24 protein-coding genes and 2 tRNA genes are annotated in these 19,235 nt (G+C 55.2%); 20 read left to right on the top strand and 6 right to left on the bottom strand.

Translation table 11 applies throughout. The features are described from left to right. The 4 genes from GHO03_RS19190 to GHO03_RS19175 all read left to right on the top strand — a co-directional run. The coding region (locus tag GHO03_RS19190; RefSeq protein WP_153400365.1) for an NAD(P)-dependent oxidoreductase at positions 1-386 on the top strand (386 nt) is incomplete at its 5' end. Positions 387-407: 21 nt separating this feature from the next. After that, positions 408-2,192: an IlvD/Edd family dehydratase gene (locus GHO03_RS19185; protein WP_153400364.1), complete on the top strand. Its 1,785-nt coding sequence runs from the start codon at positions 408-410 to the stop codon at positions 2,190-2,192. 132 nt (positions 2,193-2,324) lie between these two features. Then, positions 2,325-3,512 (top strand): fumarylacetoacetate hydrolase family protein, encoded by a 1,188-nt coding sequence (locus GHO03_RS19180; protein WP_153400363.1) that lies wholly within the window; start codon positions 2,325-2,327, stop codon positions 3,510-3,512. 235 nt (positions 3,513-3,747) lie between these two features. Next, positions 3,748-4,959, top strand: coding sequence for a site-specific integrase (locus tag GHO03_RS19175; protein ID WP_153400362.1), 1,212 nt, complete (start codon positions 3,748-3,750; stop codon positions 4,957-4,959). Here the strand turns inward: GHO03_RS19175 and GHO03_RS19170 are convergent. Then, on the bottom strand, positions 4,952-5,488 hold the full coding sequence (locus tag GHO03_RS19170; RefSeq protein ID WP_153400361.1) for a hypothetical protein: 537 nt from the start codon (positions 5,486-5,488) through the stop codon (positions 4,952-4,954). The genes GHO03_RS19175 and GHO03_RS19170 overlap by 8 nt on opposite strands. Before the next feature lie 115 nt (positions 5,489-5,603). Here GHO03_RS19170 and GHO03_RS19165 point away from each other — a divergent pair, with 115 nt between their 5' ends. The 9 genes from GHO03_RS19165 (at position 5,604) to GHO03_RS19125 (ending at position 10,983) form a co-directional block, all read left to right on the top strand. Then, positions 5,604-5,804: a helix-turn-helix domain-containing protein gene (locus GHO03_RS19165; RefSeq protein WP_153400360.1), complete on the top strand. Its 201-nt coding sequence runs from the start codon at positions 5,604-5,606 to the stop codon at positions 5,802-5,804. A gap of 427 nt (positions 5,805-6,231) precedes the next feature. Continuing rightward, the gene (locus GHO03_RS19160) at positions 6,232-6,510 is read left to right on the top strand and encodes a hypothetical protein (protein WP_153400359.1); all 279 of its coding nucleotides are present in this window, start codon (positions 6,232-6,234) and stop codon (positions 6,508-6,510) included. Beyond that, positions 6,507-6,731, top strand: coding sequence for a hypothetical protein (locus tag GHO03_RS19155; protein ID WP_153400358.1), 225 nt, complete (start codon positions 6,507-6,509; stop codon positions 6,729-6,731). Before GHO03_RS19160 ends, GHO03_RS19155 begins: the two co-directional genes overlap by 4 nt. 98 nt (positions 6,732-6,829) lie before the next feature. After that, positions 6,830-7,339: a hypothetical protein gene (locus GHO03_RS19150; RefSeq protein WP_153400357.1), complete on the top strand. Its 510-nt coding sequence runs from the start codon at positions 6,830-6,832 to the stop codon at positions 7,337-7,339. A 214-nt stretch (positions 7,340-7,553) separates the two neighbouring features. Next, positions 7,554-7,931: a virulence-associated protein E gene (locus tag GHO03_RS19145; RefSeq protein ID WP_153400356.1), complete on the top strand. Its 378-nt coding sequence runs from the start codon at positions 7,554-7,556 to the stop codon at positions 7,929-7,931. Then, a complete protein-coding gene (locus GHO03_RS19140; protein WP_153400355.1) occupies positions 7,928-9,478 on the top strand; it encodes a DUF3631 domain-containing protein in 1,551 nt (516 codons plus the stop codon). Before GHO03_RS19145 ends, GHO03_RS19140 begins: the two co-directional genes overlap by 4 nt. After that, positions 9,478-9,831 (top strand): hypothetical protein, encoded by a 354-nt coding sequence (locus GHO03_RS19135; RefSeq protein WP_256668733.1) that lies wholly within the window; start codon positions 9,478-9,480, stop codon positions 9,829-9,831. The genes GHO03_RS19140 and GHO03_RS19135 overlap by 1 nt, the downstream gene beginning before the upstream one ends. 286 nt (positions 9,832-10,117) lie before the next feature. Further along, the gene (locus tag GHO03_RS19130; RefSeq protein ID WP_153400354.1) at positions 10,118-10,576 is read left to right on the top strand and encodes a hypothetical protein; all 459 of its coding nucleotides are present in this window, start codon (positions 10,118-10,120) and stop codon (positions 10,574-10,576) included. Continuing rightward, the gene (locus tag GHO03_RS19125; protein WP_178110337.1) at positions 10,573-10,983 is read left to right on the top strand and encodes a hypothetical protein; all 411 of its coding nucleotides are present in this window, start codon (positions 10,573-10,575) and stop codon (positions 10,981-10,983) included. Before GHO03_RS19130 ends, GHO03_RS19125 begins: the two co-directional genes overlap by 4 nt. Before the next feature lie 83 nt (positions 10,984-11,066). Here the strand turns inward: GHO03_RS19125 and GHO03_RS19120 are convergent, their stop codons facing one another. After that, on the bottom strand, positions 11,067-11,324 hold the full coding sequence (locus tag GHO03_RS19120) for an ogr/Delta-like zinc finger family protein (RefSeq protein WP_153400353.1): 258 nt from the start codon (positions 11,322-11,324) through the stop codon (positions 11,067-11,069). Positions 11,325-11,464: 140 nt separating this feature from the next. On the opposite strand from GHO03_RS19120, the gene GHO03_RS19115 reads away from it, so the two are divergent. From GHO03_RS19115 to GHO03_RS19100, 4 genes are all read left to right on the top strand, one after another. After that, positions 11,465-12,469: a phage major capsid protein, P2 family gene (locus GHO03_RS19115; protein ID WP_153400352.1), complete on the top strand. Its 1,005-nt coding sequence runs from the start codon at positions 11,465-11,467 to the stop codon at positions 12,467-12,469. Positions 12,470-12,524: 55 nt separating this feature from the next. After that, on the top strand, positions 12,525-13,250 hold the full coding sequence (locus GHO03_RS19110; protein WP_153400351.1) for a hypothetical protein: 726 nt from the start codon (positions 12,525-12,527) through the stop codon (positions 13,248-13,250). A gap of 79 nt (positions 13,251-13,329) precedes the next feature. Continuing rightward, on the top strand, positions 13,330-13,443 hold the full coding sequence (locus GHO03_RS25900; RefSeq protein WP_153400366.1) for an AlpA family phage regulatory protein: 114 nt from the start codon (positions 13,330-13,332) through the stop codon (positions 13,441-13,443). A 475-nt stretch (positions 13,444-13,918) separates the two neighbouring features. After that, a complete protein-coding gene (locus GHO03_RS19100; protein ID WP_153400350.1) occupies positions 13,919-14,152 on the top strand; it encodes a hypothetical protein in 234 nt (77 codons plus the stop codon). Positions 14,153-14,281: 129 nt separating this feature from the next. Here GHO03_RS19100 and mobV read toward each other — a convergent pair whose 3' ends face one another. Then, entirely contained in the window at positions 14,282-15,295 is a 1,014-nt protein-coding gene (gene mobV, locus GHO03_RS19095) for a MobV family relaxase (protein ID WP_153400349.1), read from the bottom strand. 503 nt (positions 15,296-15,798) lie between these two features. Continuing rightward, positions 15,799-15,875: transfer RNA gene (locus GHO03_RS19090), tRNA-Arg, on the bottom strand. A gap of 325 nt (positions 15,876-16,200) precedes the next feature. Between GHO03_RS19090 and GHO03_RS19085 the strand changes: the two genes are divergently transcribed. From GHO03_RS19085 to GHO03_RS19080, 3 genes are all read left to right on the top strand, one after another. Beyond that, on the top strand, positions 16,201-16,431 hold the full coding sequence (locus tag GHO03_RS19085) for a hypothetical protein (protein WP_095019285.1): 231 nt from the start codon (positions 16,201-16,203) through the stop codon (positions 16,429-16,431). Positions 16,432-16,459: 28 nt separating this feature from the next. Further along, positions 16,460-16,636, top strand: coding sequence for a PA3371 family protein (locus GHO03_RS25175; protein WP_165446519.1), 177 nt, complete (start codon positions 16,460-16,462; stop codon positions 16,634-16,636). Between the two features lie 274 nt (positions 16,637-16,910). Further along, a complete protein-coding gene (locus GHO03_RS19080) occupies positions 16,911-17,237 on the top strand; it encodes an Arc family DNA-binding protein (RefSeq protein ID WP_016782142.1) in 327 nt (108 codons plus the stop codon). A gap of 75 nt (positions 17,238-17,312) precedes the next feature. Here GHO03_RS19080 and mgtE read toward each other — a convergent pair whose 3' ends face one another. Both mgtE and GHO03_RS19070 read right to left on the bottom strand, forming a co-directional pair. Beyond that, positions 17,313-18,755: a magnesium transporter gene (gene mgtE / locus GHO03_RS19075; protein WP_016782141.1), complete on the bottom strand. Its 1,443-nt coding sequence runs from the start codon at positions 18,753-18,755 to the stop codon at positions 17,313-17,315. 403 nt (positions 18,756-19,158) lie between these two features. After that, a tRNA-Arg gene (locus GHO03_RS19070) sits at positions 19,159-19,235 on the bottom strand.

The following is a 19,235-nucleotide window of genomic DNA, read 5'->3' as shown; positions in this document are numbered from 1 at the left end:
CCGGCGAGTTGTCCAAGCTGGTCAACCAGTTGATCGTCGCCAGCACCATCGCCACCGTCGCCGAGGGCTTGCTGCTGGCCGAGCGCGGCGGCGCCGACCCGGCAAAGGTCCACGAAGCGTTGATGGGTGGTTTTGTCGACTCGCCGATCTGGCGCCAGCACGGCCAACGCATGCTGAACAACGATTTCACTCCCGGTGGCCCGGCCAAATGGCAGCTCAAGGACACCCGCACCGCCATGGCCCAAGCACAAAAACTGGGCCTGAACCTGCCCGTCGGCAGCCTGGTAGACAGCCTGTTTGCCGCCATGGTCGAGGCCGGTGACGGCGAACTCGACCACGCCGGACTGATCCGCCAGTTGCGCCGCAACAACCCATTGCCTGAATAAAATAATCAGCCGGAGCCTGCCATGACCGATTCAACCCCACGCCGCCTGCGCAGCCAGCTGTGGTTCGACGACCCAAGCCACGCCGACCTGACCGCACTGTATGTGGAACGTTACATGAACCAGGGCCTGACCCGCGCCGAACTGCAATCGGGGCGGCCGATTATCGGCATCGCCCAGACCGGCAGCGACCTGACGCCCTGCAACCGCCATCACATCGAACTGGCCAAGCGGGTCAAGGACGGCATTCGCGATGCAGGTGGCATCCCGATGGAGTTTCCGGTACACCCGATTGCCGAACAGTCGCGCCGCCCCACCGCGGCCCTCGACCGCAACCTCGCCTACCTGGGCCTGGTCGAGGTGCTGCATGGTTACCCGCTGGACGGCGTGGTGCTGACCACCGGTTGCGACAAAACCACCCCGGCCTGCCTGATGGCAGCGGCCACCACCGACCTGCCTTCCATCGTGCTGTCCGGCGGGCCGATGCTCGACGGCTGGCACAAAGGCCAGCGCATTGGCTCCGGCACCGTACTGTGGCATGCGCGCAATCTGCTCAGCGCCGGCGAAATCGATTACGAAGGCTTTATGACCCTGACCACCGCATCATCGCCGTCGGTGGGTCACTGCAACACCATGGGCACTGCGCTGTCGATGAACGCCCTGGCCGAGGCACTGGGTATGTCCCTGCCCGGCTGCGCGAGCATCCCGGCACCGTACCGCGAGCGCGGGCAAATGGCCTATGCCACCGGGATGCGCATCGTCGACCTGGTGCGCGAAGACGTACGCCCATCCCAGATCATGACCCACGCGGCCTTCGAAAACGCCATTGCCGTGGCCTCGGCGCTGGGCGCATCCACCAACTGCCCGCCGCACCTGATTGCCATCGCCCGCCACAGCGGTATCGAGCTGTCACTGGAAGACTGGCAGCGCGTCGGCGAAGACGTGCCCTTGCTGGTCAACTGCATGCCCGCCGGCGAGTACCTGGGTGAAAGCTTCCACCGCGCAGGCGGTGTACCGGCGGTGATGCATGAACTGGACAAGGTCGGCCGCCTGCACCGCGACTGCCTCACGGTCAGTGGCCGCAGCATGGGTGAAGTGGTTGCCGACTGCGTCACCGGCGACCGTGACGTGATCCGCTCCTACGAAGACCCTCTGATGCACCGAGCCGGTTTTATCGTACTCAGCGGCAACTTCTTCGACAGTGCCATCATGAAAATTTCAGTGGTGGGCGAAGCCTTTCGCAAGACCTACCTCAGCGACCCGTTGCAACCCAACAGCTTCGAAGCGCGGGCCATTGTGTTCGAGGGCCCGGAAGACTACACGGCGCGGATCAACGACCCTTCGCTGGACATCGACGAGCGCTGCATTCTGGTAATTCGAGGCTGCGGCACCGTGGGCTTCCCCGGCAGCGGCGAGGTCGTGAACATGGCGCCACCTTCCAACCTGATCAAGGCCGGGATCGACTCCCTGCCCTGCATGGGTGATGGCCGCCAAAGCGGCACCTCGGCCAGCCCGTCAATTCTCAACATGTCCCCGGAATCTGCTGTGGGTGGCGGTCTGTCGTTACTGCGCACCGGCGACCGCCTGCGCGTCGACCTCAACGCGCGCAGCGTCAACCTGCTGGTGGACGAAAGCGTGCTCAACGAACGCCGCCAGGAACCGCTGCCACCGTTGGCCCCGTCACAAACTCCGTGGCAGGAACTGTACCGCCAACTGGTCGGCCAACTCTCCACCGGCGGCTGCCTCGAACCGGCCACCCTGTACTGGCGCGTGATTCCGGAAAACGGCCCGCCCCGTCACTCCCACTAGACACGACAAACACATGACTTGTGGGAGCGGGCTTGCTCGCGAAGCAGACACTGCAGATGGTCAGCCAACCCGTGGTGACTTGATCGCGACCAAGCTCGCTCCCACCAAGCACTCTTTTCAAGGATCACGTATATGCAAACGCTGCAATTGACCATAGAAAACACCCTGCCCGATGACTGGCAGCGCGCCACCCTGGTCGGTCGCGTGTGGTTGCCCGGCGAACGTGGCGGCCCGGCCGTGGTGGTGATTCGTGACGGTGAAGTAATCGACTGCACGGCCCACTTCCCCACCCTGAGCCTGCTGCTCGATAGCGACAACCCGCTGCAAGCCGTGCGTGAAATCCGCGGCACCGTATTGGGCACGATCCAGGCCTTGCTGGCCAACAGCGGCGAGCAGCACGACATGGCCAAACCCTACCTGCTGGCCCCGGCAGACCTGCAAGTGATCAAGGCGGCGGGTGTGACTTTTGCTGCCAGCATGATCGAACGGGTGATCGAGGAAAAAGCCGGAGGCGATGCCCACCGTGCCGAAGAGGTTCGTGCCCTGGTGCACGAAGTGATTGGTAATAACCTGCGCGACCTGCGCCCCGGTTCGCCAGAAGCCATGCGCCTCAAACAAGTGCTGATCGAACAGAACATGTGGTCGCAGTACCTGGAAGTGGGCATCGGCCCCGACGCCGAAATTTTCACCAAGGCACCGATCCTCGCTGCTGTGGGCAGCGGCAGCGCCATTGGCATCCACCCCGGTTCAAGCTGGAACAACCCGGAGCCGGAAGTGGTGCTGGCGGTAGACAGCCAGGGCCGGATCCACGGCGCGACCCTGGGCAACGACGTCAACCTGCGCGACTTCGAAGGTCGCAGCGCGTTACTGCTGAGCAAGGCCAAGGACAACAACGCCTCCTGTGCACTGGGGCCCTTTATTCGCCTGTTTGACGAACACTTCAACCTCGACGACGTGCGCCATTGTGAAGTGACCTTGCGTGTTGAAGGTGTCGATGGCTACGTGCTGAACGGCAAAAGCTCAATGAACCAGATCAGCCGCGACCCGGCGGACCTGGCCGAACAGACGCTCAACGCCAACCACCAGTACCCGGACGGTTTTGTCCTGTTCCTGGGTACCCTGTTCGCTCCTACAGAAGACCGCGACCAACCGGGCCAGGGGTTTACCCATAAGGCCGATGATGTTGTAAGCATCTCGTCACCGACACTGGGAGCGTTGCACAACCGCGTGACCGGCAGCGACCAGGCGCCACAATGGGCGTTCGGGGTCAGTGCACTGATGAAGAACCTGGCGGGCCGCGGGCTGCTCGGCCAGGCCTGACTGGCTGATTGAAAGCCACAAAAAAGGCCCCGCCTGTTCAACAGTGCGGGGCCTTTGCGTATCTGGTGTCCCAGGCGGGGTTCGAACCTGCAACCTTCCCCTTAGGAGGGCTAATAGAATGTTCGCATTCATGGGATCATCCCATAGTTATCAGGTGGTTAAAGTCCGGTTGAGTCCCACAAAACGCTCCCGTATAGTAGTTTTTGCTGTCATGCTGCTGTCACGGATCAGATCAATGAAAAGCAAGATCACCCAAAGACTCATCAATAGCCTAGAAGCCCAAGCTAAGGCTTATCGTGTACATGACACTGTACAGCCCGGTTTCTTTATCCGGGTACTCACCAGCGGGCACAAGTCATTCATGGTCACCTGGGGCCGCAACAAGAACGCCACCCTTGGCAGAGTTGGGGTTCTGACGCTTGATCAGGCACGAACTGAGGCTGCCCAATACCTTGCTGACGCTCATGCCCATGGTGAACCTCTCGCGGTAACACAGGGACGCAAGGGAGCTACCCTGCCATCTCTACGCGAATTCATCGACGACACCTACATGCCGTGGTTTAAGGCGCACCACAAAGGCCACGAAAAGACCCTGCACACCCTGGACAACAACTTTGACGCGATCATGCCTCAGCGCATTGACGCAATATCTGGCCGTGACCTGGAGCAAATTCGCACTGCTTGGATGCAGGCTGGGAACAAGGCATCCACGGTGAATCGAAAAATGGGCTCTATCAGTGGTGTGTTCAGCCGTGCGGTTGAATGGGAATACATCGGCACGCATCCACTGACCAAGCTAAAACAGCTCAAGGTCGACTCATTGGGCCTAGTTCGCTACCTGGACACCGATGAGACCAAACGCCTGCGCGAAGCCCTAGATACCCGGCAGGATGAAATACGATCTGAGCGTGAGAGCGCAAATCAATGGCGGGCGGATCGTGGCAAGCAACAGATGCAAAGTTTGCTGCAACTGCCATTCACCGATCATCTAAAACCAATGGTGCTCGTATCACTGAACACCGGTATGAGGCGCGGTGAGTTATTCGATCTGAAATGGTCTGCAGTCAATTTCAGCACAAATACAATCACTGCCGCTGGTGATACAACCAAAACGAGCGACACACGTCACATCCCAATGAACAAGGAAACCGTGAGCATTCTTGAGCGCTGGAAAAAACAGGCTGGCAAATCTCGGTATGTGTTCCCAAGCCAGGAAGGTGGTCGTCTAGAAGACGTTAAAAGCGCCTGGCTCAGGCTGCTAGAACGGGCCAAGATCAAGGACTTTCGCTGGCACGATATGCGCCATGACTTCGCGTCGCGCTTGGTGATGGCCGGTGTGCCACTAAACACAGTACGTGAGCTGCTAGGTCATTCAGATATAAAAATGACGCTGCGTTACGCGCATCTCGCGCCAGGCACAAAAGCAGCAGCAGTTGAGCTCATTTAACGTCTTCACTTTGCAGCATTTTTTTAAAATATTCATAAGGCGTGGACAGATTCGTATTTTTATCAAGGAATGATAAATATTCGTCAATCAGCAACCATTCCTCCTTAATCAAATCCAGATTGATGAGATACCTTTCAGGAACACTACCCCATACTTGAGTGTGGCCGTTCAAATCACCGTAAAGATCAAAGTCACCTTTAAAATAATCTGACTTAATTAGACTCGTTATCCGGCGCCAGAATTTCACACTTGAAAACTCAGGCCCGACTGCCCATGTCCTAAGCTTAAAAAGCACTTCATCCTCTGTCCAAATAGCATCAAACAGAGTCATAAAATTAAGTTTACTGCCATCCAATTGCCCACCCCTAAACGGGTTAGGCGCGTCAATTTCATTCAGCCCCTCCTCTAGCAAGGCTTCAAGCAGCTTCACTATCGGCTGCCCCTCCAAAATCGACGCGAGATCAAGAGCAGCCTTGAGCCGAGGGGGAATCCTTGCCGAAATCACGACCTTTTTTGACCGGTTTGCCATTCTCACTCCATAGCGTAAGTAACAAAATATGCTTGCATCATTTGTTACTTACAAATAATATGCTTACGTCCGGTTCAGTATCGTACAGTCCACCGGTGTACTCAAGGAGAAAGGTATGAGCCACGCAGAAACCGCGCCATCGTTGTCTGTAAGCGTTGAAGAAGCTGCACGCCTGACGGGCTACTCAAGATCAGGCATCTACGAAGTTATGGCTTCAGGTGAACTCAAAGCATTCAAGCTCGGGCGGCGACGCTTGATCCTGATGAAGGAACTCAAAGCTTGGATTGAGCGGACAGCTAAGGATGGATCCCGTTGAGTGCAAAAGACGCAATGGGAGTCAGTCAGGAAAGGATTCGAGTCAGAACAAGGCCACCAGAACAGAGGCCGAAAATAAAAAATGCCAGGTCAGTGTTACCAGCACCGACCCGACGTATCACACAGAACTCTTGGACGAAAACCATGCAATCACCCAATATTACTCTGCTATCAGTAAGCCATGCCAGCTCTGGCGTTAACATGCTGTCATTACCGCCACCGCCTGCAGTATTACAGCCACCATCCTGCATTGAAAAATCGTGCTTACTTCTCATGACGATCCTCATTCCGTCCGCAGTTCGCCTGATAGCTCACCGTCGCATGGCCCTGAGAGCGCTCACCGAAAACTCATCACTATCCGTTCGCCTCAAACGCTACAACACTCACATGGACATTGTCCGCTGCCTGGAAACACAAGGCGGCGTTCAATGAACAAGCCATCAATCATCACCGCTATCGCCGTCGAAGCCATCAGTGAGCTGGAGACCGCCACCAATTACATGGACTGGCTCGACACGTTGAACTGGGCAATCAAGAGAACGCTTGCGGATGGGAATGACCATCACGCCGAACGCCTGGCAGATGTCGCCCAGTATTTGGCTGGTGACTATCGCGAAACGCTCATTTCCAACGCTAAACGCCTGAACGAACGCTTCGACGCTCACCAGGACAACGCCTCCGCCCTGAAAGTTGGGGGTGTCCAATGAGCCATGCCTACGGCCTCTCCGAAGAAGCGTTTCACAAGCTGCAACGCGCTCAGGATTCCATCGAATTGATGAGCATCCTTTTCAGCGAAGTACAGCGGCCCACCACCTACACCCCACAAATGATCGCCTCGTTTTTAGAGGGGCTTGGTGAAGACGTTTCGCTGGTGATTCAGTCCGTGGTTGACGCACTACCTCCGTCGCGATTGCGGCAAGCCAGCTGATGACCAGAAACACCGGCCACCGCTGATGTGAGCCGTTGCGAAGGGGTAACAGGCGTACCAGCCCTGTGACCTTCCTCCCATTTTTACGGACGACTGAGATGAACATTTTTCATAAGCGCAGTGATGCGTTGACGGGATTGGCTTGCCCAAAAAAAGCCTTTTACACCCCGCACCCGGACAAGCAAAGCACTCAAGACGAGTACGTGGCGCCCGTTCGCACCTACTACCACGTCGGTGACCAACAAAGCGTCCAGGCAGGCAACTACGGCACCGCGATTGCCGGAGACAGCGGCAACGCTAGAGCTGGGGATTGTGGCGCGGCCTACGTCTTGAGCTGCGGCACAGCCGCTGCCGGATTTCTGGGAACGGCGATTGCTGGGGACTACGGCACGGCTTCAGTTGGGGATCAGGGCACGGCCAGCGCCGGTATCGGAGGCACCGTTTGTGCCGGTGAAAAAGGCGAAATCCGCCTCAAGTACAGGGACAGCCAGGCACAGCGCTGTCGCACCGTGACCGGCTACATCGGCGAAAACGCCCTAGAGCCGAACACCCCTTACACGCTCAACGCGCAACACGCCTTTGTACAGGCTCTGGGTGTTACGCAATGAACAAGAAGAAGACCACGCTCTGGGCACGGCCAACGCTGATTTGGGCGACAGCCGACCAGTTCTGTTCCCGCTATCAAATCAGCCGCTCCACCTGGTAGCGCATTTCCAAAACCGCTGGCTTTCCAGGCCCCGCACGTTGCCCGTGCGGTGCCTGGAACGTTGAAGAAGTAGACAAATACCTCATGCGCAAGAAAACCAAATCGGGGATCAAAAAATGACGCCCATCGACAGCGTTTTGAACCGTCTGGACAAGGTGAAGAGCAATGGCAAGGGCCGCTGGAAAGCCTGTTGCCCCGCGCACGACGACAAGTCGCCCAGCCTGGGCATTACCGAGACTTCAGACGGCACCGTCTTGCTCAAGTGCTGGGTGGGGTGCAGTGCCTTGGAAATTACCCAAGCCATTGGCCTGGAGCTGCGCGACCTGTTCCCTGGTGAAAAACGGGAGCGCAGTGGCCCCAGCCCTGCCGCCGTGCGACATGAACGTGCAATCTACCTGATCGGCAAAAATTTGATCGAACAAGGAACTGATATGAGTGCCGATGACCAAGAGCGCTTCAAGCTCGCTAAACAGCGACTGGGAGTCGAAGAATGACCACTCCAGATCGTTTTGCCGATCAGTGGGCCTCCACTGACAAAGTGGGTGACGCCGTTAAAAAACTCGGTAGCGATGCCGGGGCGCTGTATGAGCCTGGCATCCTGTCTCTGTTGCAAAAGATGCGCAAAAAGGAACCTTCGATCTTTGCCCGCCTTCGCGCCAAGGTGAAGGACACCAAGCAGGTCAGCATGGCTGAGTTCGATCGTCTGACAGCGGTGTCTGAGGATGAAGAGGACGCGGCCCACAATGATATTTTCGGCGAAATTGAACCCTGGCCCAAACCGGTCAGTGGCGAAGAGCTGCTAGATGACATTGCGAACACCATGAAACGGTATGTCGCCGCAGACAAGGAAACCATCCGTGCGGCTGCGCTTTGGGTGACCTTCACCTGGTTAATCGACGTGGTGCAAGTGGCCCCGATTGCCAACATCACCGCGCCAGAGAAACGCTGTGGTAAGTCCATCCTGTTAACAGTCCTTAGCAGGCTCGCTTACCGCCCGTTGCAGGTCGCAAACATCGCTCCAGCGGCGCTATATCGGGCAATTGAGTTGTGGGCACCGACCTTGCTGATCGATGAGGTGGACGCATTTCTGGCGGCGCACGATGACGCTAGGGGTATCCTCAACGCTGGGTTCACTCGCGACAGCGCCTCGGTCATTCGCTGCACAGGCGATGACCACATGCCAACCCGTTTTAACGTGTGGGGTGCTAAAGCGTTGTGCGGCATCGGCAAGATTGCTGACACCCTGGCCGACCGTAGCATTCCTTTGCGTCTGCGGCGGCGGGTTGCGGGCGAGACAGTGGAACGTCTACGCCATTCAGACCCGACCATCTGGATGCGGCTGCAAGCAAAGCTCGCCCGATTCGCAACCGATAACGCCTCGGTTATCGACGAGGCCCGTCCTGAACCTATCCAAGGACTCAACGACCGCGCAAACGACTGCTGGGAGCCGTTGCTGGCTATTGCCGATGCTGCCGGTGGGCATTGGCCAAAGTCTGCACGACACGCGGCGATTGTGCTGCATGGTCTGGAGGGGGATACGCCGAGCATTGGTATCGAATTACTCCAGGACGTGAAAGCCATATTCATTGAAAAGCGGGTCATCAAGATTTTCAGTTCTGAACTACTGGATGCATTGGTTGCTGACGACGAAGCGCCTTGGGCCACCTGGAACCGTGGCAAACCGATGTCGCCACGTCAACTATCGGGAAAACTGTCAGAGTTCGGTATCAAGTCGAAACAGACCCGTATCAATATCGATAGCAAGAAGGGCTACCAGATTGAGGACTTTAAGGATTCCTTTACCCGCTACCTTTCCGCCACACCCCCCTCTCAATCCGAAACATCGAAACAAGCCAGTAACGACGTGGCCTCCAGCGTTTCGCAAGGTATTTATCCTACCCCCGTAAAAACCCTTTGCGAAACGCTACAGCCCAGCAACCACGCGGGTTGTTTCGATGTTTCGGATAGAACCCCCCCTCTCACAGAGGACAGAGGGAATAAGGGCCAAAAAGACGCTGTTTCGCATGAGGAGAGATTGTGATGATCGGCATTCCAAAGACGGGCACTCTGGAGAATGGGCGCATCAGTGCCAACGTCACCAGCGGATATCAAATCACCACTGCTGACGGTCGTCCAGCGCGACTGGCGATCATCGACGACCAGGGCAATGTGGTCGAGTCAGGCGATGCCGTAGCCCGCGAGGCTTGGAACGTGTGCATCGCCGTGATCAAGAATTTCAAGATCGGCCAGGGCCATATCGTGGTGCATAGCTCTCCGCCTGGATTGACGAAATCGTTGGGCGCGTCGGCCAAGAAAGGGGCCTCAAGCGTTGTAGCGAAGATCGGAAACAAGGTCAAAAAAGACACCCTTTCGCAAAAGGAGAGATTGTCATGAGTTCGCACTTGAGCTACCTACATGAACAAGGATTCAGCGTCCGGTCAGATGGTCGCAATATCATTGTCTCGCCTGCATCGAATCTGACGGCCTTAATGCGATTGTGGATCAGAGTCCACCGTTCGGAATTGTTGGCCGAGCTGGAAGCCGGAGACGGTTTGGAGCGACGTAGCTGCTGGAGGGTGTTCCTGAGTGGGAAACTCGTTTGCAACATGGTCAGCGAGCCAATCACCAAAACCGAGGCAATGAAAGCGGTTAGCCGATGGCCAACCGCCGAGGTGCGCCCATGAGCCTGCAAAGCGATATCGTAGAGGCAACAGAAAACAAACTCACCCTGAAGCAGCAGCGCGCCGAGCACGTCAATCAGGTGATCCGAATCATCGCCGACCACGGTCGCCGGTTCTTCTACAGCCAGGCCACCAACCGCTACGCCAGCATGGAGGTCGATGGGCGCGGCAAGGTCTGGTTTATCGACGACTACAGCGGCAAGCGCATCTTCACGCAGGAAACGGTTTGGGGTGGCAAGTGGCGCGGCTTTACCCATGGCGGGACGCTGCGTCAGCTGGTCGAGAAGTTCCGCGATTACATCCGCACTGGCGAGCCGTTGAAACCGTTTTACCTCGGCCCGGAGCGTTCGTTTGATGAAAGCAACATTTGGGGTTACGACGACGAAGGCATGCGGGCTGTGCGCGAGCAGGCCGGCGCCCTTCCCGTGTTCCGCCAGCAACCAACGGAGGCAGTATGATCAAGTTCATCGTCATCAGCCTGAAACGAACGAACAGCTTAAACAAGGCAATCACTCTTTGGCGATCAGATGACAGTGGGTACTGCTCGACATTGAGGTGCGCCGGACGCTATGACGAAGCAAGCGTGCTCGAACATCTTGGGTACTACAACAGCGGGAATTCGAGCATCGCGGTACCCGCTGAACTGGCAGAACGACTGGCCATTGAGGTCGAGTACGATGCCGAAGAGTTCGGCGTATGCCTGCCCAACGATGCCGCGACCTGGAAGCACTTGCTAGCGGAGGTTGTTTGCAAGACTGATTACCCATCACTGCCTGAGTATCACGGATCGTGCAATCGTATGGAGGCTTATGATCAATCTCTTCTGACGCCCGACCTTACGGTTCCTACTGGAGCAGTGATCTGAATACTCCCGCTGGGGTTTAAGCGTTTTTTGTTTTGCGCCGCGACAGGCCCATCACCCTGGCGAGGTGCTCAGTAAAGACTGAATCACTTCAAGTTCTCTAACTGTTCAAACATCTGAAGTTGTTGATCCCTGGGCAGTTCACGTAAACGCTCAAACAGAGAGTTATTCGGTTTTACAGCTGAGGGTTTAAGAGTGTGCGAAAAGTTCATATGCGCGACAAAGCAGTGACCGCACGCCCTGACATTCGTACATTGACAGTAAAGTTTTGAAAAAACCGAAGATACTTTTTCTTCCTCAGTAATGAGTGCCTTACTACCACACTCCCTGCAATAAACCCGCATAAATATCAACTCTAAATATCAGGAAATCAATTGTATTGTGTTAAAATTGACCTGTAAACACAGAGCACCACACAACCATATAAAGTCGAGCAGCAAGCAAGTAGCGCTAGACACTTCACCCCCTATAACAGGAAATACCTATGACCAACAGTAATGGCACTACCAAGTATGCAATTTTACAACAGGCGTTCGCTAAGGTTTATAACGCGCCCAAGGGGGCTAGTTCCTTTACTATCGAACCCAGCGCCGCCCAATCAATCAATGAAAAGATCACGGCAAAATCAGACTTCCTAGAACGCATCAATATTGTTCCAGTTAGTGAGATCAAAGGAGAAAAAGTCATGTTCGGGGTAACTGGCCCCGTAACTGGTCGAACCGATATCAGGATTAAAGAGCGTGAAGTAAAAGATTTTTCTAGCTTGGAAAACAACACTTACGAGCTGTCGTCGACCGAATCAGACGTTAGCCTGCCTTACGCCAAGATTGACTCTTGGGCGAAGTTCCCTGATTTCCACAAGCGTTATTCCGACGCCGTACAGAAGCAGATCGCCCTAGATCGCATGATGATTGGTTTTCGTGGCACTCATAACGCCGCACAAACTGATATTGAAACCTTTCCCATGCTCGAAGATGTCAATAAAGGCTGGCTGCAACAGGCCCGCGAGAAGGTGCCAAGCCAAGTGCTCAGCCAGGGCCTAGAGGCTGGCAAGATTAGCCTCGGCGAAGGCGGTGACTATGCCAACCTGGACGCCCTCGTATACGACGTAACGCGACTGATTGACGACAACTTACGCGATAGCGACTTGATCGCGATCATTGGCTCAGACCTGCTGGCTCACGACAAAGCAGTGCTGTATGCCAAGCAAGCGGGCACACCTACCGAGAAAGAGCGCATAGAAAGTGCGCAGGTCGTAAGCACCTATGGTGGAGTACCGAGCTTCAGCGTGCCGTTCTTCCCCGTGAACGCCGTACTGGTCACCAGCTGGGACAACCTGTCGATCTACTTCCAAGACACCAGCTGGCGGGTGCTCATGCTGGAAAACCCAAAGCGCAACCGCGTCGAAGATTACAACAGCCGGAACGAAGGCTATGTAGTTGAACAATTTGGGAAGATCGCCCTGGCTGAGAACGTAGAACTGGTGTGACAAGTCTCGCACTAGGGCGCAAGTAACATAATTTAACTGACAAAGGAATAATGACATGAAACTTATCAATATTGACCGAGAAAATCTGAGCCCTGAACTACAGGAGCGCTTGTCTTGTTTCGAGGTCAACAGAGACGCTTACATTACTCTTCAAAATCAGTACACCGAAGTAGTTAAAGAAAACCAACGTCTAACGCAGGAGGCCACAAGACTTGAAACTCAGGCCAGTCTCACAGACGCATCTTGGAATGCCATGGGCAAGTCAGGCACCATCGAGCAAAGTAAAATCAACGAAGAAATTAAACGTAGTGCTCAGCTGAGGAAGGACGCTCAGGCACTACGCTTTACCGCCGATGCGCGAATACCTATTCAAAAGAACTTGGTTGTTCAAGTAGCAGAAGCACGTTTGAAGCTGGTAGGCGTTCCAGGTTCAATTAACAAAGAATTTCAACAGACTCTGTTGAGCCAAGCGTTAAAACAGGAAGGAACGCTTGAGATTCTGTTGGAATTGTTCACCTTATCCCACGCCGTAGCGCTTAAAAGTTTGGGCGAGCATGATGTAGTGCTCTCTCGCTGCAACAGTCCGTACGAACGGCAAGAGAAAATCAAAGAAATCACTTGGATTACGCTCGGGAAAAAACTTGAGAAGCTATTTGATGGGGCCGAGAAAGGCGCACTGACACCAACACTGGCAACTATGCCTCCTGCCGTACCGAAAGAAGCCGTTGTAGATAACACCGCTGCCTTTCTTAAACTTAAGCGCACAATCGCAGCGTCCTAAGATTCAAAAGCTTGTCAGTTTAAGAGTCTCGCATAAGCTCAGATTGCAGGAGCCCAACGTGAGTAAGCTGGATCGTTTCATGCGGGAAAGGGACGTGCTCGATGCCACCTCCCTTTCTCGAACCACCCTCTGGCGAGTTATGAAAAACGGACAGTTCCCAAGACCTGTCCGCATCTCACCAGGGATGGCTTGAGTCAGTAATCATTGCCTGGCAGGAAAACCCTGCTGAGTGGTGCCCAACCAAGGCCGTGTGAGCGGCCTCATTTTACTCTCTCCGCTCTGCCACCCCGCCTGCAAGACTTTGCCGGTTTCGGGGACTCTCAAAAAAGCTGTTTTTCAGGTTTTCCCCCTATAAACCGGGACTCTCAGGGCTTTCAACGACATCCCCCTCCGTGCGCTACCCGCACCATTTCTGTGTGTTTTTCGGAATTCCGCCTGAACGGGCGAAAGCTGGTTTTTTCACAGCCCCCCCCCCAACGCTCTCACGCAAAGAAATGAAATTCACGGAACCCTGTCAACTTGGCTGAAAGCCTTGTTCCATATGGCCTGTACGCTTTCCATCCGATCCCACCGCATCACGAATGCAACCCAAAAAAACAAGCCGTTCAATTTGAGAAAACTCCGCCGCCCCCCTACTGCCATTGGGCTTGGTGACTTGAAACGTAGTCATGAACGACCCGCTGCCTGTGCAATGGTTTGTCATTTTCCTTCAAAACGTTGCACAAAATGAAATTGACGATTGCCTGGGAAGCCCCACGGCCCGCCTGGGCTGGAGGATGGTTTGCACTACATCTGTGTTTGCAAAAAAAACGCACACGAAGCCCGTCGGCGGGAGGGGGATAAGTGCTTTTTCAGGAAGTTTTATTTTCGCTGCCGTTTTTTTCGTTATAGGCCTTATCTGACCAGATATACTCGCCTCACGCTGCCTGGCGTTGTTGAACTCTCTCGGGGCAACGTCAGCCAGCCTGCAAACGACCGACCCCGCCCAGTGCGGGGTTTGTCGTTTCTGCGTTAGAGGTTAGGCAGTGCGCTCAGCCAAGCGTAAGTTCCTGATCGTGGCGAGCCTTTCGTGCCTGGGCTTTGTCATTGGCCAGACTCACTTCAAGCATTTTTATACGATGCTCCAGGGTGGACTTTTCAGCAGCGAGCACCACCGTTTTCTGCTCCGCCTCACTGACCTGGCTCACCAGGCCATCAATGCTCCTGGAACGCCGATCCAGATCCAGTTCTCTGCTGTGCAGCTGGTGCTCTCGCCGTTCTATTTCTCGCTGCCGATCTTCCACTAGGGATGCTGCTTTTTTCACAGCACACGCACGCGAGAGCACTGCCTGTTTTGAACGTGTGTGGCGAGCTGCGCCCTGGGCATTTGCGCTGGCGACGGCTTCGGCCTGCAGCCAGGCTTCAGTCTTCAAGCCGACCGACGCAGCAGCATAATCGCGAGCCTTCAGCTGCGGCGCTTCGCCTGCTGCTGTCATGGTCGAGTAGAACGCTGATACCGCCTCATGCTTCGCCTTGGAACCCTCCACGCCGCGCTCAAGACCTCGCTGTGCCCCAACCTGGACATGGAAACTGGTTTGCATCGCTTTGAGCTTCTGAGGCCCACCGAGGAAGTCACGACACGACAGCCGTTTGTCTGCCGTCATCGGCACCACGTAAATGACCATGTGCGGCGTTGATTCATCCAGGTGAACGGTCGCGCTGAGGACATTCTCTGCACCGTGGCGCGTCTTCAGCCACTTCAACGCATCGGCAAAGTAACCGTCCCCCATATCATCCAAACGCCCGCCGTGACGCTTGAAAGCTTCAGGGGACGCGGTGACCAGGTACTCAATCGCGAGCACCGCATCCTTGCGCCTTTTCGTCGGCAGCGTGCGCACCAGGGCAACGAGTATCTGCTCCGATCCTTTGGCCCCCACCGTTCGGTTTCGCCCGGTGAGTGCGGGATCTGCATTCGGGGTGGGCTGCATCCTGAACGTGTGCTGTGCCGACCTCGACACCGCTCCCATGGTCTTGAGTTTCTTCGCCCTGATGATTGCGTAAGCCATAGCGCTTCTCCGTCGCCTTTAACTGCCTTATCAGTCAGTTAAGCGCTTGGAGCATCACCCATTGCAACCCCCAGTTTGAACAAACTGAAGGCGGCAATGTGTAACCCACTACACATCACTTCGTGATGGTGGGCCCTGCTTCGCAGGGAGTGAAGCAACAACAACGTCGGAGTCAGTCCCAGATCAGCACTGTGAGCGCGTCGCTACGTGAAATCTGAGAAACCACTAGCACTATTCCCCGGTGGTTTTCACTGTTGGATGCCTCCGCCATAGGCTGCATCAGATATCAGCATAAGCATAAGCATAAGCATAAGCATTCGGAGCACCCAATCTCGATCACATCACAATGCTCAAGAAAAGGGGTTTGGCAATCGCCTGAAATCAAGAACAAAAAAGCCCCACCGATCATCTCCCGGTGGGGCTTTCTTTGGCCTGCCGCTGTCACCCTGCTGTCACGAAGAAATTCAGCTGTCAGGGGAATGGCTTGAAAGGCCCAAATTATATGGTGTCCCAGGGCAGGTTCGAACTGCCAACCTTCCCCTTAGGAGGGGGATGCTCTATCCAATTGAGCTACTGAGACAAATAACGGCGTGCATGGTAACGGGCATGCCTGGGTTTGTCATGTCGTGAGTGGTCTTTTTAACTGTAAGACAGCGGCCTAAACAGATTTTTTTTGCCTCCGATGAGCGGTACGAGGTTGCGATCGACTGCACAGCACAGGCAAGGCTCAGGCGGCCATCGTGCAATTTGCACTACATCAAAAAGCCATCATTGCAAAATGCAATTAAACACTCTTGAATATACGGCTCAACTCGCTGTTTTATAAGGTTTTTTAGCCTTGTTACAGTTGGCACGAAGACTGCTCTATTAACAGTATCCCGTCCATGCTCTCAGAGATGACCGCCATGAACAGCACGCTACTACTGTTAAACACCCTCGCGCTGGCCGTATTGCTGGTTTTTCATTTTCTGCCCGAGCCCGTTTCGGCCGAGCAGCCTGTTGAAATGACGGCTACCTTCAACAAACCGCGGCCACAGGTTGCGGTGATGAAAGAGACCAGCCGCGTGACACCTCGTCTGGCTGCCAACCAGCCCGTCGCCGACCAGGCACCTGCGGGTGAACGCTGGGTCTTTTGAAAGCACATTGAGAGATGGGTAAGAAATCATGTCCAAAATCGCTTTGGCTCTGTTAATGCTGGCACTGTCGAGCCTTGCCCTGGATGTATTCACCAGTAACGAATTTGGCAATCTGCCCTTGATCGCCGCCGCGGTGTTTTTCGCTTGCTGGCTGGTGGCGCTGATGCTTGGCCGCAGGTTCAAGTTTGACCCGCAATTGCGCTGAAACTGCCCATAGGCAAGGGGGAAAACCCATTAATTTGCTGGGTTAATCGCTAAGCCACCCATTCGAGTGTATATTTTTAACAAGACCTACTGGCATAACGCCTTTATCCGGTTCAATATTTGTCACAGAATTGACGCCAGGGAAGTGGCAGATTTGAGGCATGATGCGCGCCTCTTAGCAATTCAGGTTGAACATTTGGCTATAAGGACGGTCTTAAACACATCCTGCGGCCAATTCCCGAGAACCGCTCCCCTGAACTAACCGGTTAACTAAAATGCGCCCATTGAAACAGGCAATTTACTCCAGCCGCACGGCTGACAAGTTCGTCGTTCGCCTGCCAGACGGAATGCGCGAGCGCATCGCCGAAGTGGCTCGCAACCATCACCGCAGCATGAACTCTGAAATCATTGCTCGTCTCGAGCAAAGCCTTATCCAGGAAGGCGTTCTGGGTGATGAGCTCAGCATGCGCCTCGACAGCCCCGAGCTTTCCCTGCATGAGCGTGAGCTGCTGCAACGCTTCCGCCAGTTGTCACACCGCCAGCAAAACGCCCTGGTATCACTGATTGCTCACGATGCTGAAGCAGCCTCTGAAGAATCCTGATTTAACCCAGGCATAAAAAAAGCCAGCAAATGCTGGCTTTTTTTATGGGCGCTGTTCGCGCCCTGTACAGAATGATCAAAGCAGGAAGATAGTTGCCAGCCCCAGAAAGATGAAGAACCCGCCACTGTCGGTCATGGCGGTGATCATCACGCTTGCGCCCATGGCCGGATCACGCCCCAGCCGGGCCAGCGTCATGGGTATCAATACCCCCATCAGTGCTGCCAGCAGCAGGTTGAGGGTCATGGCTGCGGTCATCACCACGCCGAGCGACCAGCTGCCATATAGCAGGTAGGCCACAACACCAATCACCCCACCCCACACCAGACCATTGATCAGGCCCACGGCGAGCTCCTTGCGCATCAACCGCGAAGTGCTGCCGGTGTTGACCTGATCCAGGGCCATAGCGCGCACGATCATGGTAATGGTCTGGTTGCCGGAGTTACCACCAATACCGGCCACGATGGGCATCAGTGCTGCCAGAGCCACCAGCTTTTCAATCGAGCCTTCGAACAGGCCAATCACCCGCGAAGCAATAAATGCCGTGACCAGGTTGACTGCCAACCAGGCCCAACGGTTACGCAGGGACTTCCACACCGAGGCGAAGATGTCTTCTTCTTCTCGCAGACCGGCCATGTTGAGAACTTCGTTTTCACTCTCTTCACGGATCAGGTCGACCATTTCATCGATGGTCAGACGGCCGATAAGCTTGCCGTTCTTGTCCACCACCGGGGCCGAAATCAAGTCATAACGTTCAAATGCCTGAGCAGCATCGTAGGCATCTTCGTCCGGGTGAAAACTCACCGGGTCGTTGGCCATGACCTCAGACACTTGTTTTTCAGGGTCGTTGACCAGCAGACGCTTGATCGGCAGCACGCCTTTGAGCGCACCGTCGTAATCGACCACGAACAGTTTGTCGGTATGGCCCGGCAACTCCTTGAGGCGACGCAGGTAACGCAGCACGACTTCAAGGCTGACATCCTCACGGATGGTCACCATCTCAAAGTCCATCAGGGCACCGACCTGGTCCTCGTTATAGGACAGTGCGGAGCGCACGCGCTCACGCTGCTGGCCATCCAGGGTCTCCATCAGCTCATGGACGACGTCTCGCGGCAGCTCGGGAGCCAGGTCAGCAAGTTCGTCGGCGTCCATCTCCTTGGCGGCTGCCAGGAGCTCGTGATCGTCCATGTCGGCGATCAGGGTTTCACGCACCGAGTCGGATACTTCGAGCAGGATGTCGCCATCGCGATCAGCCTTGACCAGCTGCCAGACCGTCAGGCGGTCGTCCAGAGGCAATGCTTCGAGGATATAGGCAACGTCTGCGGAGTGCAGGTCTTCCAGCTTGCGCTGGAGTTCAACAAGGTTTTGCCGATGGACCAGGTTCTCGACCCGGTCATGGTGATGGCCTTCCTGACGATGAGTCAGATCTTCGACCACACGCTGGCGATTAAGCAGCTCAATAACTTGAGCAAGGCGGCTTTGCAGGCTTTCTTGGGTTTTCTTTACTTCAACTTCGGTCATAGGCGAACTCCACTCCCAGCAGCAGGGCACGCCGGAAGGATCAATCAGTCAATTCATGATTGGTAAAGCGGGATGCTGAGTTACTACTGGGTAAGTCCATGGAGGTATTCCACAAGCCCCGGCGGGGCTGACGGGCGCAATCATACACGGCTTGAAAATTAATGACGCAAAAATCTTGGAGATAACAAAAGCTTGCGAAAAACCGCCAGACGGCGCCTGCGCACTGCTTGTGCGACGAAGGATGAGTTGCACAGGGCACAACTCAAAGCTGAAATTCAACCTTGTAGCCGTTGACGAGCAGGGACAAGAACCAGAATAAACACAAGACAAGTCGCGAGGATGACAGCAATAGCCAAATCGCAGATAACAAAAAGCCCGCACAATGTGCGGGCTTTTTGATGTTTGGTGCACTCGACAGGATTCGAACCTGTGACCGCTCGGTTCGTAGCCGAGTACTCTATCCAGCTGAGCTACGAGTGC

The organism is Pseudomonas sp. FSL R10-1339, assembly GCF_009600545.1.
GTDB lineage: Bacteria > Pseudomonadota > Gammaproteobacteria > Pseudomonadales > Pseudomonadaceae > Aquipseudomonas > Aquipseudomonas bubulae.
Note: the sequence above shows the minus strand (reverse complement) of the source record. Positions and strands in the feature narration are given on the sequence as shown.